The sequence below is a fragment of the Streptomyces sp. NBC_00236 genome, assembly GCF_036195045.1.
Taxonomy (GTDB): Bacteria; Actinomycetota; Actinomycetes; order Streptomycetales; family Streptomycetaceae; genus Streptomyces.
Genome location: NZ_CP108100.1, coordinates 7,802,653 through 7,817,211 on the forward strand (window position 1 = coordinate 7,802,653; position 14,559 = coordinate 7,817,211).

Below are 14,559 nucleotides of genomic sequence, written 5' to 3' on the forward strand. Positions count from 1 at the left end.
ATGACCGCCCGTCCCCGCATCGTCGATGCCCACCACCATGTGTGGGACCTCTCGGTACGCGACCAGGACTGGATCACCGGAGAGGAACTGGCGCCCCTGCGCCGTGACTTCACCCTCGCCGACCTGGAGCCGGAGGCGCGGGCCAACGGCGTGTCCGCGACCGTGCTCGTCCAGACCGTCACGCTCCCGGAGGAGACCCCCGAGTTCCTCGCGCTCGCCCACGGCAGCGGCCTGGTCGCCGGCGTCGTGGGCTGGAGCGACCTCACCGCCCCGGACGTCGCCGACGCCCTGGCCGCCCTGCGCGAGCTTCCCGGAGGTGACCGGCTCGTCTCGCTCCGCCACCAGGTGCAGGGCGAACCCGACCCCCGGTGGCTGCTGCGCCCGGACGTACAGCGCGGACTGGCCGCCGTGGCCGACGCCGGACTCGTCTACGACCTGGTGGTCCGGCCCCACCAGCTGCCCGCCGCCGTCCGCGCCGCCGAACTGCTGCCCGGGCTCACCTTCGTACTCGACCACGCCGGCAAGCCGCAGATCGCCACCGGGCAGCAGCACCCCTGGGCCGACGACCTGAGGGCGCTCGCCGCCCTCCCCAACACCGTGTGCAAACTCTCCGGCCTGGTCACCGAGGCGGACCCGCACGACTGGACCGTCAAGGACCTGCGCCCGTACGCCGGCACGGTCCTCGACGCCTTCGGGCCCGGCCGGCTGATGTTCGGCTCGGACTGGCCGGTGTGCCGGCTCGCGGCCACGTACACCGAGGTCGTCGAGACCGCGCTGGCGCTCCTCGGCGGCCTCGCGGACGACGAGCGGGACGCCGTCCTCGCCACCACGGCCGAGCGCGTGTACGGCCTCCGGTAGGCGCCGGGGCGCGGGCTGCGGCAGGCTGGGAACCATGCCCGAACTGCCGGAAGTCGAAGCCCTGCGGGTCTTCCTCGACGACCACCTGGTCGGCAGGGAGATCGACCGTGTCCTGCCGCTCGCCATCAGCGTCCTCAAGACGTACGACCCACCGCTCACCGCCCTGCACGGCGGTACGGTCACGGGCGTCCGGCGGCACGGCAAGTTCCTCGACATCGCCGTGGGCCCGCTGCACCTGGTCACCCACCTCGCCCGGGCCGGCTGGCTGCACTGGAAGGACAGCTTCCCCGCCACTCCGCCGCGCCCCGGAAAGGGCCCCCTGGCGCTGCGTGCCGTCCTCACCGACGGCGACGGCTTCGACCTGACCGAGGCCGGGACCACCAAACGCCTCGCCGTGTACCTGGTGAACGATCCGGCCGCGATCCCCGGGATCGCCCGCCTGGGCCCCGACCCGCTCGACGCGGCCTTCGACCGGGACGCCTTCGCCGCGCTGCTCGAAGGCGAACGCCGCCAGATCAAGGGCGCCCTGCGCGACCAGTCCCTCATCGCCGGCATCGGCAACGCCTACAGCGACGAGATCCTGCACGTCGCGAGGATGTCGCCCTTCAAACTCACCGCGCACCTCACCGACGACGAGATCACCCGGCTCCACACGGCTCTGCGCACCACTCTGAACGACGCCGTCACCCGCTCCAGCGGACTGGCGGCCGGACGCCTCAAGGCCGAGAAGAAGAGCGGCATGCGCGTCCACGGGCGCACCGGCCAGGCCTGCCCGGTCTGCGGGGACACCATCCGCGAGGTGTCGTTCAGCGACTCCTCGCTGCAGTACTGCCCGACCTGCCAGACCGGTGGCAAGCCGCTGGCCGACCGGCGCCTCTCCAAGCTGCTCAAGTAGCACGCCTCAGCGGGTGAGCCGCAGCAGCGGCCGGCCCGCCGCCGTCCGCACCTCGAAGCGGGCGATGTCCCCGGGCCGCAGGGCCGCGCCCCCGTCGAGCCGGAGCGGCGCCTCGCCCGGGCCGGCCGACGACCACGTGGCGACGGTCTCCTCGTCCCCGTCCCGCCCCACCGCGACCAGCGAGCAGACCCCGGACTCAGGCACCCCCGACACCTCCAGCCCGACATCGGCGCCCCACTCGCGCGCCCCCGCCGTCACGACGGCCGCCATCCCGGAACCCCGGTCCACGGCCGCCCACCGCCCGCTGCCGGACCCCTCGCCGGGCACCACGAACGGCGCCCCTGCCACGAGCACCACGGCCGCCGCCCCCAGGACCAGGCGCCGCCGCCGCGTCCTGCGCCGCCCGGCCGCCACCTCCTCCGTGGCCCGCCGCACCAGACCGGGACCGGCGCACGCCACGGGGGCGACGCCCGGAGGCGTCAGCCGGGCGTACCGCCCGAGAACGGCCGTCACCCCGCCGAACTCGACCACGGCGCCCGCACACAGGGGACAGCCCTCCAGATGCTCCTCGAAACGGAAGGCGTCGGCGGCGCCGAGCACACCCAGGACGTAGGCGCCGACATCGCGACGGTGTTGCGGGCTGCACATGCCGTCCCGTACGGAAACAGCCCGTGAATCACTCAGCACACCCCCCTGCACAGCGCCGTACAGGCCCTAAACTCCGGCCTCATGCTCCGCGTACTCGCCGTCGACGACGAAGAACCCGCTCTGGAGGAACTCCTGTACCTCCTGCGCGCCGATCCCCGGATCCGCAGCGCCGAGGGAGCCACCGGCGCCACCGAGGCGCTGCGGCGCATCGGCAGCGCCGTCGAAGCCGGGCCGGACGACCCCGCCGCCATCGACGTCGTCTTCCTCGACATCCACATGGCGGGCCTCACCGGACTCGACGTCGCCCAGTTGCTGGCCGGGTTCGCCGCGCCCCCGCTCATCGTCTTCGTCACCGCCCACGAGGGCTTCGCCGTGCACGCCTTCGACCTGAAGGCCGTCGACTACGTCCTCAAGCCGGTGCGCCGCGAACGCCTCGCCGAGGCGGTGCGCCGCGTCGCCGAACAGGTCGGCGGCCGCTCCGCACCCGCGCACGACAGCGCGCACGACCAGATTCCCGTCGAACTCGGCGGTGTCATCCGCTTCATCCCGATCGACGACATCGCGTACGCCGAGGCGCAGGGCGACTACGCCCGGCTGCACACCGCCACCGGCAGCCACCTCGTCCGCGTCCCCCTGACCACCCTGGAGGAGCGCTGGCGCACCCGCGGGTTCGTCCGCATCCACCGCCGCCACCTGGTGGCGCTCGGGCGGATCGACGAACTGCGCCTGGACGCGGGCAGCATGAGCGTGCGCATCGGCACCGCGGAGCTTGCCGTCAGCCGCCGCCACACCCGCGCGCTGCGCGATCTCCTGATGCGGCAGACCGGCCGCTGACCAGCGTCTACCCGCACCCGGACCCCTTCCCAGCGGGGTCGGGTGCTGCGTACACTCCGGCCCCATGTCCGCAGAGCCAACGCCCCGGCGTGAAGTGGTGACGGGGGAGCCCCGCCGGGTGCGTCCGCTGCCGCGCTACCGCACCCAGTCGGAGATCGACGAGCAGACCGCGCTCGGCGGCGCCTACGTCCGCTCGCTGATGCGCAGCCAGCTGCGCGCCGGACTCACCGCGTTCACCGGCCTCGCCGTCGTCGTCGGTACCCTGCCCCTCGTCTTCGAGGCCCTGCACAGCTCCGCCGTCGTCTGGGGCGTCCTCGGCTTCGCCGCCTACCCGCCGCTGACGCTGCTCGCCTGGTGGTACGTGCGCCGGGCCGAGCGCAACGAGCGCGACTTCGCCCGGCTCGTGGAAGGCCGCCCCGCACAGTGAGCCGCACGTACGCGGTGGCGGCCGTCGCCTCCGTCGTCCTCGCCACCGTCCTCGTCGGCGGGTTCGGGCTGCGCATCTCGCGCACCACCTCCGACTTCTACGTCGCCTCGCGCACCGTACGGCCCCGGCTGAACGCGGCCGCGATCAGCGGCGAGTACCTCTCCGCCGCCTCGTTCCTCGGCATCGCGGGCCTGGTGCTCGTCCACGGACCCGACATGCTCTGGTACCCGGTCGGCTACACCGCCGGGTATCTGGTGCTGCTCGTCTTCGTCGCGGCCCCGCTGCGCCGCTCGGGGGCGTACACCCTGCCGGACTTCGCCGAGGGGCGCCTCGAATCCCGGCAGGTGCGCAGACTCGTCAGCGTCCTGGTCGTCGGCGCCGGCTGGCTCTATCTCGTCCCGCAGCTCCAGGGCGCCGGACTCACGCTCAAGATCCTGACGGGGGCGCCCGGCTGGCTCGGTGACGTCCTCGTCGCCTCCGTCGTCGTCCTCGCCGTCGCCGCGGGCGGGATGCGCTCCATCACCTTCGTCCAGGTCTTCCAGTACTGGCTGAAGCTGACCGCCCTCCTCGTCCCCGCCCTCTTCCTGGTGCTCGCCTGGCAGGGCGACGGGCGGCCCCGCGTCACGTTCGACGAGCAGCTCTCCGTCTTCCGCGCCGACCATCCGCTGTACGCCACCTACGGGCTCATCGTCGCCACGTTCCTCGGCACCATGGGCCTGCCGCACGTCGTCGTCCGCTTCTACACCAGCCCCAACGGCCGCGACGCCCGCCGCACCACCGTCGCCGTCCTCGCCCTGATCGGCGTCTTCTACCTGCTGCCGCCCGTCTACGGAGCCCTCGGCCGGCTGTACGCACCCGAGCTCATCCACGGAGGCGACGCGGACGCCGCCGTACTGCTGCTCCCCGGCCGGGTCATCGGCGGGCTCGGCGGCGATCTGCTCGGCGCGCTCATCGCCGGCGGCGCCTTCGCCGCGTTCCTGTCGACGGCCTCCGGACTGACGATGGCCGTCGCCGGCGTCATCACCCAGGACGTCCTGCCCTCGCGCGGCGTACGGCACTTCCGGCTGGCCACCGTCCTTGCCATCTCCGTCCCGCTGGCCGGGTCGCTGATCGTCAGCCGGGTACCGGTCGCCGACTCGGTCGGGATGGCGTTCGCCGTGTCCGCGTCGTCCTTCTGCCCGCTGCTGGTCCTCGGCATCTGGTGGCGCCGGCTCACCCCGCCCGGAGCGGTGGCGGGACTCGTCCTGGGCGGCGGCTCCGCCCTGCTCTCCGTCGCCATCACCGTCAGCGGGGCGGTACGGCCCCCCGGCTGGCCGCACGCCCTGCTCGCCTGGCCCGCCGTCTGGTCCGTCCCCGTCGGCTTCCTCGCCATGATCCTGGTCTCGCTCGCCACCCCGGGGCGGATACCCGCCGGCACCAACGCCGCCATGACCCGATTCCACCTGCCCGAGGCACTCACCACCGGGAGGCACCGGTGACCGGGGCCGGATACGCCGTCATCGTGCTCCTCGTGCTGCTGCTGTTCGGCGGCGGCCTGCTGACCGGCCGGCGCACCGCACGCCCCGTCCGCACCAGCGACGTCGGCACACCGGTCGAACACGCCACGTTCGAGACCCTGCACACCGCCTCGCTCGCCGCGCCCCCGCTGCGCGCCGGGCTGACCGAGGAGAGCGCCCGCAGATCGTCCCGCCGCCTGCGTTCGCTGCTCGGCACCGACGCCCTGTGCCTCACCGACCGGGACCGGATCCTGGTCTGGGACGGCGAGGGCGACCACCACGGCCGGCACATCATGGACCAGGTACGGGACGTCCTCGCCACCGGCCGCGACACCGCCTTCCGCAGCGAGTGCGACGACCTGGACTGCCCGCTGCGCTGGGCCGTCGCCGTGCCGCTCACCGTCGACCACCGGGTCCTCGGCACCCTGATCGCCTACGCCCCGCGCGAGTCGGCGGTCCTGGCGAGGGCGGCGGGCGAGGTCGCGCGCTGGGTCTGCGTACAACTGGAACTCGCCGAGCTCGACCGCTCGCGCACCCAGCTCATCGAGGCCGAGATCAGGGCCCTGCGCGCACAGATCTCCCCGCACTTCATCTTCAACTCACTGGCCGCCATCGCCTCGTTCGTCCGCACCGACCCCGAGCAGGCCCGTGAGCTCCTCCTGGAGTTCGCCGACTTCACCCGCTACTCGTTCCGCAGCCACGGCGACTTCACCACCCTCGCCGACGAACTGCACTCCATCGACCAGTACCTGGCCCTCGTCCGGGCCCGGTTCGGCGAACGCCTCTCGGTCACGCTCCAGGTCGCCCCCGAGGTGCTGCCCGTCGCCCTGCCCTTCCTCTGCCTCCAGCCCCTGGTCGAGAACGCCGTCAAACACGGGCTCGAAGGGGCCGTCACCTCCAGCCGCATCACCATCAGCGCGCTGGACGCCGGCTCCGAGGCCGAGGTGGTCATCGAGGACGACGGCACCGGCATGGACCCGGAACGCCTGCGTCACATCCTGCGCGGCGAAGGCGGGAAGTCCACGGGCATCGGCCTGCTGAACGTCGACGAACGGCTGCGACAGGTGTACGGGGACGACTACGGGCTCGTCATCGAGACGGGCATCGGCGCCGGCATGCGCATCACGGTGCGGCTGCCGAAGTACCGGGCCGGGGTGCACGGTTCCTGAATCGGTGGCGGCGCCCCCCGTACGGGCGGATCCCCGGTACGGGCGGATCCCCGGTACGGGCGGATCCCTCAGTACAGGTGGATCGAGAGGTGCCCCAGCGGCAGTCCCAGCTGCCAGGCAGGTGTCCAGACCTGGGCGGCCGCCCGCTCCTCCTCCGGCTCCCCGGAGCTGTCGGCCGGCTCCCACGGCGGCGGACCGAGCGCGTCCAGGTCGGCCGCCAGGAGTTCGGTGTCCTCCAGCCACCGCCAGGCCGCACGGGCCAGGGCCAGATCAGGCCCGGTGTCGCCCGCCTCCTCCAGCGCGTCGAGCCGCGCGCAGACCCAGCCCCGCCACGGGGCTCCGTACGCGGTCAGCAGCCGCAGCTCGTCCACCCGGGCGGACGGGAGGGAGCCGGCCACCGCACCGTCGGAGAGGAACACGGTCAGGGCGAGCGCATCGCGCCCCGCCCGGTACTCCAGCGTCGCCGGCTCCATCAGCTCGCCGGTCCGCAGCAGTTCGTCGGCGATGTACTCCGCGTACATCCAGGCCATCGGGATCCGCAGCCCGCCGCCACTGGATCCGTCTTGACGTTCCGGACGCATCCGGTCTCGCCCCATTCCGTTCTCGGTACGGCCCTACACGCAGCATTGAACCGGGGGAGCGCGCCCCGCGTGGCCAGAAGGACAGGATCCGTCGGACCCGATCCGTCACAGATACGAGGTTGCGATGACCGGCCACCCGGAGGAGGGACCCCACATGCGGCAGTTGCTCGGCGCCTACGTCCTGGACGCGCTACCGGCCGCGGAGGCGTGCACCGTCGCCCGGCATCTCCAGAACTGCGACCGGTGCGCCGCCGACTACGCGGCGGTCGCGGAGGCGGCGGCCCTGCTGCCGCTGCTCACCGAGGAGGACCTGCTGGAGTAACCGGGGAGGTTACGGGAGAGCAGGCGCAGGGCGTAATAGGAGCGGGACTTCACCGTGCCGGCGGGTATCCCCAGCACCTCGGCGGTCTCGCCCACGCTCAGCCCCCGGAAGTAGATCTGGACGAGCACGGCCCGGTGCTCCGGGCTGAGGGTGCGGACCGCCTCGCGCACATCGAGCGCGGACACCGCGGACTCCGCGGTGTCCTCCCGGCCCGGGGCGCTCTCCAGCACCGCGTCGCTGACCTCGGCCGGCCGGGCCAGCCGCGACCTGCGGGCGTCGATCGCCAGCCGGCGGCCCACGGTGAACAGCCACGGCCGCATCGACTCGTAGGGTCCGTCGAAGGCCTCCGGGTGCTGCCAGGCCCGGACCAGCGTCTCCTGGAGGAGATCCTCGGCCCGCTGCCGGTCGCCGAAGGTCAGACCGAGCAGGAAGTGGAAGAGAGCGGGTCCGTGCTCACGCTGCAGATCCGCGAGTGCCCGCTCATCGGTCGTCGTCGTGGTCATGGTGAACGCCCTTCCCCGCGGAGGTCCCTGCCGCCTCGCTGCTGACTGGCGTATACGAACGCATTCACGCCCCGGGGAACAGGACAAACGCGGCCCCGTGCGACGAGCGGTCGCACGGAGCGGCGAATGGTGCGGTGAACGGTCGGGCGGCGATGCCGGGGCCGGGGGAGGGGGGTTACGGGACCACGGTGACGGGCCAGCGCCCGGCCTTCACCAGGCGTACGGCCACCGAGCCGATGAACCGGTGCCCCGCCGACTCGGACGCGCCCACCACGACGGCGTCCGCCTTGAGCTCGTCCGCCGCCGTCACCAGACCGTTGTACGGATCACCGCGGAAGGTGTGGAACTCCCAGCGCACATCCCATATGTCCTTCATGCGCTCGGTCGACTCCCGGATCTCGTTCACCAGGCCCTCCGCCACATCCCCCGTCGCATCGCCGACCGGAGCACCGAGCGCGGCACCCGCGGTCAGCACGGGCTGGACGTAGACGAGGGCGAGCATGGCCCGCTGCCGGCGGGCGAGACCTGCTGCATACGCGGCGGCGCGCATGGAGGAATCGGAACCGTCGAGGCCCGCGACGATCACCTTGGGGCCGTCTGTGCCACGTTCGAACTGGTGGGGCTGCTGGTCTGTCACGGCAGTGAGGCTATCGGCTCTTCCGGACGCCCCTGTGCCGGGCTCCCGAGTGCCCCGGCGCGCTGCTGCCGGATGCGCGGACGCGCTCCCTCCATTGGGTGCAAAACCCTCCGTGACCGGTGTCGTTGAGAGGGGTGACAGAGCGGATGTGCGAGCAGTTGGTCATGAAGAACGATCAGATGCCGCCGATGCGCAGAACGCTGCTGAGGCTGGCGGCCGGGCTGGGCGCCGCCACTGTCGTGCGCCTGGTCGCGGCGGACTCCGCGGGCGCCCCGTTCCGGCGTCCCGCGCCGTCGTCGGCCGTGGCCGCCGGTCCGCAGGCAGCCGCCCTGCGGACCCGGCCGCTGGCCTACCGGCTGAGGCCCATGACCGCGGACAGCCCGCCCCACTACCGGCCGGCCGTGCCACCGGTCCGCACCCGCCCCTTCGAGGAGCTGCCGGACATCGGCCGGGCCATGGTGCTGAGCTTCGACGACGGACCCGACCCGCTCTACACCCCGCACATCCTGGACACCCTGCGCAAGCACGACGTACGGGCCATGTTCTTCCTCTGCGGGGAGATGGCCCACGACAACGAGGACCTGGTGCGCAGGATCGCCGACGAGGGGCACACCGTCGGCAACCACTCCTGGACCCACCCGCTCGTCACCAAGCTCTCCCGGTCCGGCGTCACCGACGAACTGGGCCGTACCAGCGAGGTGATCGAGAAGATCACCGGCGCTCCGCCGCTCTGGTACCGGGCCCCGTACGGGGCGTGGAACCGGAACTCGTTCGAGATCGGGGCGGCGATGGGAATGGAGCCGATGGCCTGGACGGTGGACACCCTGGACTGGACCGTGCCGGGCACCGACAGCATCGTCCGCCGGGTCAGGGAGGGAGCGGCCCCCGGGGTGGTGGTGCTCTCGCACGACGCGGGCGGCAACCGTTCGCAGAGCGTGTCGGCGCTGCGCCGCTATCTGCCGGAACTGCTGGACGACGGATACCGGATCACGGTGCCGCAGCGGCGCTGAGGTGGGACGACTGCTGCCGGGAGGCGGTGTCCGTCCCCCGGCAGCAGTCGCGAACAGGCCTCATCGGCCGCAGCGGCCCAAGAGGCCTCCGCCGGCCTCATCGGCCTCAGCGGGTTTCGACCAGGCGGGCGAAGGCCACCACGTTGCCGTCGTAACCGTTCGCCTTCGTGTATCCGCCGCCGCAGGTGATGACCCGCAGTTCCGCCTGTCCCGTGTCGCCGTACACCCGGGCGCCGGGGAAGTCGTTCTTGGAGAACACCTCGACTCCGTAGACCTCGAACACGGCGATACGGTCGTCACTGCGGGCGACCTCGACGCGGTTGCCCTTCTTCAGCGAGCCGAGTCCGTAGAACACGGCGGGGCCAGCCTGGTTGTCGACGTGACCGACGATGACGGAGGTGCCGAGCTGCCCCGGCGCGATGCCGTTCTGGTACCAGCCGGCCAGGTTGGGGTCCTGCGGGGGCGGTGTCTCGATCCAGCCGTTCGCGTCGAGGTTCACGTCGACCACCGGTGCGTCGACCCCGATCGAGGGGATGGCCACGCGTGCGACGGGCGCGTACGCCAGCGGCTTCACGGCCGGGCCGGCCACCGGGGTCCCCGGGGCGATCTTCTGGTGGCCCACCGATGTGGCGGCGACCGGCTGCGGCGGACCGGGTGAGAGGTCCGCTCCGTTCCGCATCAACGCGAGACCGGTGAGCATCGCCAGTGCGAGTGCGCCCCACGGCGAGTGTCTGATCCGTTCTGGGCGCCAGTTGTCCCGGCCCATGGTTCTCCCTTCGTCGCGACGAGGGGAACGCTAGGCGCGGGTCGGCCGGGCGGCATTCAGGGAGGCGCGAACGGGTGGCGGCGACCCGGCGGGCTGCTTATCGGAGTAGCGGCCGGAGAAAACTTCTGACGGTCTGTGACCTGCGGGTCCATCAGGTTCACGGGTGTTCGCCCGGTGTGTCGGATCACCGGGGTGGAGCAGTCCCGAAATGCGGTGGATCAAGGATCTGGTGAGGGTTCGTCATGGGAGGCGTTCTCGTCGAACCATCCCGGTGCACAGAGCTCCGGGGCGCTTCCCGCTGGAGGTTCGAACGATGCGTGCTACACGCGCTCTCGTTGTCGCCGCGACCGCCGTCGCCGCCCTCGGGCTCGGTGCCCCGATGGCCGCAGCCGGTGGAGACGTCGGGAACGGCCAGAACAACGGCAACAGCCAGAACGACTGGAACGACCCGGGCGACTGGGACAACGGAGACGGCAACGGCAACGGAGGCAACGGAGGCAACGGCGGAAACGGCGGAAACGGCGGGAACGGCGGGAACGGCGGGAACGGCGGGAACGGCGGGAACGGCCGCAACAACGGTCCGAACAACGTGACCGTCGACCCCGAGCGCGTCCACCAGGGCGCGGCCATGCAGGTCAGCGCCGAGGGCTGCGGCCGTGGCGGCAGCGTCTCGTCCAACGCGTTCCGCACCACGAGGCTTTCGGCGGGCCGGGTCGGCCACGCCCGGGTCCGGATCTTCAACGACGCGACGCCCGGCTCCTACAACCTGACGGTGCGCTGCGACGGCACCGACCGGACGGCCGGACACCGCTTCACCGTGCTCAACAGCCGTGGCGCGCAGGGCGGCTTCGGCGGCTCGATGGCCGCGAGCCCGGCGGAGATGGGCGTCGGAGCGGGCCTGGCCGCCTCGGCGGCCCTCGGCGGAGGCATGTACTTCATGCGCCGCCGGAGGACGGGCAATGGGGCGATCTGACCGTAAGGACGCACCCACCGGCCCGATAACCGAAGTCGCCCCGAGTCCTCCAAGAGGACCCGGGGCGACTTTCGTTCCGCCGGCGGTGCCGGTCAGTGCGAGCGGCTCTCCTTGCGCCGCCGCACCACGAAGACGGTGCCGGTGGCGGCGGCCACGGCCAGCGCGGTGCCGGCCACGATCTCGCCGGTGTCCATGCTGTCGATGCTGCCGCCGAGACCGCCCTGCACACCGGCCGGGGAGGCGGTGGACACCGCGGAGCTCGTCGAGCTCGTGGTGGGTGTGCTGGTGGCGGCGCTGATGGTGAGGTTCACCTTGGCCGTGGAGACCGGCGAGGTGTTGCAGGTGAACGTCACCTCATAGGCGGCGCCCGGCTTGGCGTCCGAGTCGACTGTCGCCCGCCCGGTGCCGCCCTGGGGGATGGTGACGGTGTCGAACACCCCCGAGGACGCCGTGGCCGTGGTGGAGCAGCCCCTGGCCGCCAGGGTGACCTGGCCGCCGGGCGCGATCACCGAAGGCGTGACGGTGTACCCGCTCCCGCTGTTGGACGGTCCGCCCGTGGTAGCGGCATACGCGGTCACGGCCGGGGCGGTCAGGGCGAGTGCTGCGGCGCCGAGCAGAGCGACGGGGGTGACACGTATTGCGCGCATGGTGAATCCTCCGGGTCCCCGAGGAGCAGCTGCGGAACGGATTTCCACAAAGCGTCAGAAATGCACCTCGATGCGGGCAACGCTAGAAGTGGTGCATTTCGCCCGCGATCGGGGTGCGCCGCTCGGGGCACCGCTGTCCCCCGAGCGGCGCACCGCCCGGGGGAGAGGTCCGCTATCCGCCCGCCGCGCCGGGGAACAGATCAAGGAACGGTGCGGCGGTGGCCGAGATGCCCCGGCCGAAGGGGGAGTCGAAGTCCCAGATGAGGAAGAGGAGGAAGGCGATCAGGACGCTGAAGAGACCGGCCAGCAGGAGTTCGCGGAACGTCCGGCGGATCTGCAGGGTGAAGATCAGCCCCACCGTCACCAGTGCCCCGGTGATCAGCCCGAACCAGACGACGCCCGGCATCGTGGCTCCCGCGCTCTGCCCCCGTGCGTTGCGGGCGTCGTCCGCTGCCGCGACCTGGTCGACCAGCGGCTGGTAGGCCTGCCCCTCGTGGTCCGTCTTCGGCCGGTAGTCCGTGACGTCGGCGCGTACCCGGTCCAGGAGCTCACCGCCCCGGTCGCCGAGGGTGCCGTGCTCGCTCATCGTCCGCCATTCGTCGTGCACGACGTAGCTGACGTAGGCGTCGACGTCCGCGCGGATCCGGTTGCGGACCTCGACCGGGTAGACGGACGAGCGTGCGCTGACCTCGTGCAGGGCCTGTGCCTCCTGGCGTACGTACTCCTGGGCGGCGCCGCGGCCCTCCCAGACGCCCGCGATGGCGAGGCCCAGCACGATGGCGTAGACCACCCCGATCATCATCGTCATGTACTCGATGACGTCAGGGGTCTCGGACGGGTCGTCGTCCTCGGGAAGGCGACGGTTGTTGAGTACGGCGATGGTCAGCACGACGGTGCTGGCCGCGGCCATGGCGAGGGTGAGAACCAGCCATTCCGACATGGGTGCCTCCGGAGGTCATCGGGAACGGGGCCGCAGTACGGCGACGGCGAACACTGCGGGGGCTGTGATCATCAAAGTGAGCGTGACCAGGGAGGTTTGGCGTTCCGGGGCCTTCCGTACGGGTCTGCGGTACGAGGGAAGCGCCACGGGCGCGGGTGGCGCCGGGCGTGCGGACGGTGTGGGGGACGGGGACGGAATGGGCGACGGGGACGGTGTGGGGGGCGGAGGCGGGGTGGGCGCAGGAGGCGGCTCGGGAGGGGGAGCGGGAACGGGCGGTGGCGGTGGCGGAGGCGGCGGAGGTGGCGGTGGCGGTGGAGGTGGCGGTGGCGGTGGAGGAGGTGGAGGCGGGGGCTTCGGTTTCGGAGACGGCGGGGGAGTGGGCTCCGGCACCGGCCCCGCGTAGCAGCTGCCGTCGCCGCTCTCGGCCACCGCCACACCGCCGTCACCGTCCCCGATGGAGGCGTACGCGCAGCTGTCGGCCAGCGCGGGCGTCGGGGCGGTCAGCAGCCAGGTGAGTGCGACGGCCGCGGTGAGTCGGCCGATGAGTGATCCGTACACGAGGGGCAGCATGTGCCAGGCCGTGGCGGGGCACGCCGGACAGTCGCGGGATTCGCCTGATGGAGGGGACCTGGAGCACTCAGTGTTTGAGGCTCCGGAAGAATCTGCGTACGCATTGAACAAAGAACGGCCCGGCGCCCGTATCCACTGCCATGAACGGCGCGAACCCGCGCCGCAACTGGCGGAAGTACCACGGGAGTTGACATGAACACCTGGCGAAACGCCTCGCTCGCGGTGACCGCGGCGGCCTTGTTGGCGCTCACGACGGCGTGCGGTCAGGACAAGGGCGGCGAGTCTCCCGACGGGCAGAACGTGGGCAACGCGAGTCCGGCCGGGCAGGCTGCCGACAGCTACGGATCGGACAGCGGTTACGGTTCCGGCGCCACGACGGAGACCGCGTCGGCGAAGCAGGCCGGTCAGCTCGCGGTGTGGGACAGCAGGAAGCTCGGCAAAGTCGTCACGGACAGCGAGGGATTCACGCTCTACCGATTCGACAAGGACACTGCGAGCCCGCCCAAGTCGAATTGCGAAGGCGACTGTGCGAAAGCCTGGCCGCCGGTGCCGGCGGGCAATGTCACAGCGGCCGCCGGAACGGATGCCGCTACGGTCGGGAAGGTCACCCGCGCCGACGGTACGCAGCAACTCACACTGGCCGGCTGGCCGATGTACCGGTATGCCAAGGACGCCCGCCCGGGCGACGCGCTGGGGCAGGGAGTGGGTGGAACCTGGTTCGCCGCGGCGCCGGACGGCAAGAAGGCGGCCGTGAACGCGGACGGTCCCTCGGGTGCGGAACCGGCCGGCCTTGCGGGACTCTCGGTGCGCAAGGATCCGAAACTCGGCGATATCGTCGTGGACAAGCGCGGCATGACGGTCTACCGGTTCAAGAAGGATGTTGCGTGGCCGATGAAGTCGGCCTGCACCGGCGCCTGTCTCTCGAAGTGGCCGGTTGTCGCGCCGGTCGGGAAGAATGAGGTGAAGGGCGTCACCACGAAGGGTTTCGTCACCTTCGACCGGCCCGACGGACTCAAGCAGCAGGCCATCGACTGCTGGCCCATCTACACGTTCTCCGGGGACGTCAAACCGGGTGACACCAACGGCCAGGGGGTCGGGGGCACCTGGTACGCGGTCTCGCCCCAGGCCAAGTTGGTCGGCGCGCCGAAGTAGTTGCCGCGCGGTCTTCCGGTGCCGTCCCGTCGCCGAATGTCACTGGCAGCGACGGGACGGTTGCACATGCCACTGGTGTGTGACCAATAACGGACCGCTAATTTCCGTTTCCGCTCGCTCTCCTGGCGGTG

17 protein-coding genes are annotated in these 14,559 nt (G+C 71.9%); 10 read left to right on the plus strand and 7 right to left on the minus strand.

Translation table 11 applies throughout. From position 1 onward, the window contains the following. Together OG446_RS34760 and OG446_RS34765 are read left to right on the plus strand one after the other, a co-directional pair. The gene (locus tag OG446_RS34760; protein ID WP_328897762.1) at positions 1-858 is read left to right on the plus strand and encodes an amidohydrolase family protein; all 858 of its coding nucleotides are present in this window, start codon (positions 1-3) and stop codon (positions 856-858) included. 34 nt (positions 859-892) lie between these two features. Further along, complete coding sequence (locus OG446_RS34765) at positions 893-1,753, plus strand: Fpg/Nei family DNA glycosylase (RefSeq protein ID WP_328897763.1); 861 nt, start codon at positions 893-895, stop codon at positions 1,751-1,753. A gap of 6 nt (positions 1,754-1,759) precedes the next feature. Here the strand turns inward: OG446_RS34765 and OG446_RS34770 are convergent, their stop codons facing one another. Continuing rightward, entirely contained in the window at positions 1,760-2,401 is a 642-nt protein-coding gene (locus OG446_RS34770; RefSeq protein ID WP_328897764.1) for a zf-HC2 domain-containing protein, read from the minus strand. Between the two features lie 81 nt (positions 2,402-2,482). Between OG446_RS34770 and OG446_RS34775 the strand changes: the two genes are divergently transcribed. The 4 genes from OG446_RS34775 to OG446_RS34790 all read left to right on the plus strand — a co-directional run bounded on the left by OG446_RS34775 (position 2,483) and on the right by OG446_RS34790 (position 6,327). After that, positions 2,483-3,235 carry a LytR/AlgR family response regulator transcription factor gene (locus OG446_RS34775; protein WP_328897765.1) on the plus strand — a complete coding sequence of 251 codons (753 nt, stop codon included), beginning with the start codon at positions 2,483-2,485 and terminating at the stop codon, positions 3,233-3,235. A gap of 64 nt (positions 3,236-3,299) precedes the next feature. Continuing rightward, the gene (locus tag OG446_RS34780; RefSeq protein WP_148015635.1) at positions 3,300-3,662 is read left to right on the plus strand and encodes a hypothetical protein; all 363 of its coding nucleotides are present in this window, start codon (positions 3,300-3,302) and stop codon (positions 3,660-3,662) included. Continuing rightward, positions 3,659-5,140, plus strand: coding sequence for a sodium/solute symporter (locus OG446_RS34785; RefSeq protein ID WP_328897766.1), 1,482 nt, complete (start codon positions 3,659-3,661; stop codon positions 5,138-5,140). Before OG446_RS34780 ends, OG446_RS34785 begins: the two co-directional genes overlap by 4 nt. Next, entirely contained in the window at positions 5,137-6,327 is a 1,191-nt protein-coding gene (locus tag OG446_RS34790; RefSeq protein ID WP_328897767.1) for a sensor histidine kinase, read from the plus strand. The genes OG446_RS34785 and OG446_RS34790 overlap by 4 nt, the downstream gene beginning before the upstream one ends. Before the next feature lie 68 nt (positions 6,328-6,395). Here the strand turns inward: OG446_RS34790 and OG446_RS34795 are convergent, their stop codons facing one another. Next, positions 6,396-6,908, minus strand: coding sequence for a hypothetical protein (locus OG446_RS34795; RefSeq protein ID WP_328897768.1), 513 nt, complete (start codon positions 6,906-6,908; stop codon positions 6,396-6,398). 124 nt (positions 6,909-7,032) lie between these two features. On the opposite strand from OG446_RS34795, the gene OG446_RS34800 reads away from it, so the two are divergent. After that, positions 7,033-7,230, plus strand: a complete 198-nt coding sequence (locus OG446_RS34800) for a zf-HC2 domain-containing protein (protein ID WP_328897769.1) — start codon at positions 7,033-7,035, stop codon at positions 7,228-7,230. Here the strand turns inward: OG446_RS34800 and OG446_RS34805 are convergent. Both OG446_RS34805 and OG446_RS34810 read right to left on the minus strand, forming a co-directional pair. Beyond that, a complete protein-coding gene (locus OG446_RS34805) occupies positions 7,164-7,733 on the minus strand; it encodes a sigma-70 family RNA polymerase sigma factor (protein WP_328897770.1) in 570 nt (189 codons plus the stop codon). The genes OG446_RS34800 and OG446_RS34805 overlap by 67 nt on opposite strands. A gap of 175 nt (positions 7,734-7,908) precedes the next feature. Next, positions 7,909-8,370, minus strand: a complete 462-nt coding sequence (locus OG446_RS34810) for a universal stress protein (protein ID WP_328897771.1) — start codon at positions 8,368-8,370, stop codon at positions 7,909-7,911. Between the two features lie 164 nt (positions 8,371-8,534). Here OG446_RS34810 and OG446_RS34815 point away from each other — a divergent pair, with 164 nt between their 5' ends. Then, positions 8,535-9,380, plus strand: a complete 846-nt coding sequence (locus OG446_RS34815; RefSeq protein WP_328897772.1) for a polysaccharide deacetylase family protein — start codon at positions 8,535-8,537, stop codon at positions 9,378-9,380. 106 nt (positions 9,381-9,486) lie between these two features. On the opposite strand, the gene OG446_RS34820 is transcribed toward OG446_RS34815, so the two are convergent. Next, complete coding sequence (locus tag OG446_RS34820; protein ID WP_328897773.1) at positions 9,487-10,146, minus strand: class F sortase; 660 nt, start codon at positions 10,144-10,146, stop codon at positions 9,487-9,489. A gap of 313 nt (positions 10,147-10,459) precedes the next feature. On the opposite strand from OG446_RS34820, the gene OG446_RS34825 reads away from it, so the two are divergent. After that, on the plus strand, positions 10,460-11,119 hold the full coding sequence (locus OG446_RS34825; RefSeq protein WP_328897774.1) for a hypothetical protein: 660 nt from the start codon (positions 10,460-10,462) through the stop codon (positions 11,117-11,119). A gap of 92 nt (positions 11,120-11,211) precedes the next feature. Here OG446_RS34825 and OG446_RS34830 read toward each other — a convergent pair whose 3' ends face one another. Both OG446_RS34830 and OG446_RS34835 read right to left on the minus strand, forming a co-directional pair. Further along, positions 11,212-11,766 carry a hypothetical protein gene (locus OG446_RS34830; RefSeq protein ID WP_328897775.1) on the minus strand — a complete coding sequence of 185 codons (555 nt, stop codon included), beginning with the start codon at positions 11,764-11,766 and terminating at the stop codon, positions 11,212-11,214. A gap of 172 nt (positions 11,767-11,938) precedes the next feature. Next, on the minus strand, positions 11,939-12,706 hold the full coding sequence (locus OG446_RS34835; RefSeq protein ID WP_328897776.1) for a bestrophin-like domain: 768 nt from the start codon (positions 12,704-12,706) through the stop codon (positions 11,939-11,941). A gap of 762 nt (positions 12,707-13,468) precedes the next feature. Between OG446_RS34835 and OG446_RS34840 the strand changes: the two genes are divergently transcribed. Further along, the gene (locus tag OG446_RS34840; RefSeq protein WP_328897777.1) at positions 13,469-14,428 is read left to right on the plus strand and encodes an SCO0930 family lipoprotein; all 960 of its coding nucleotides are present in this window, start codon (positions 13,469-13,471) and stop codon (positions 14,426-14,428) included. Positions 14,429-14,559 lie beyond the last annotated feature (131 nt).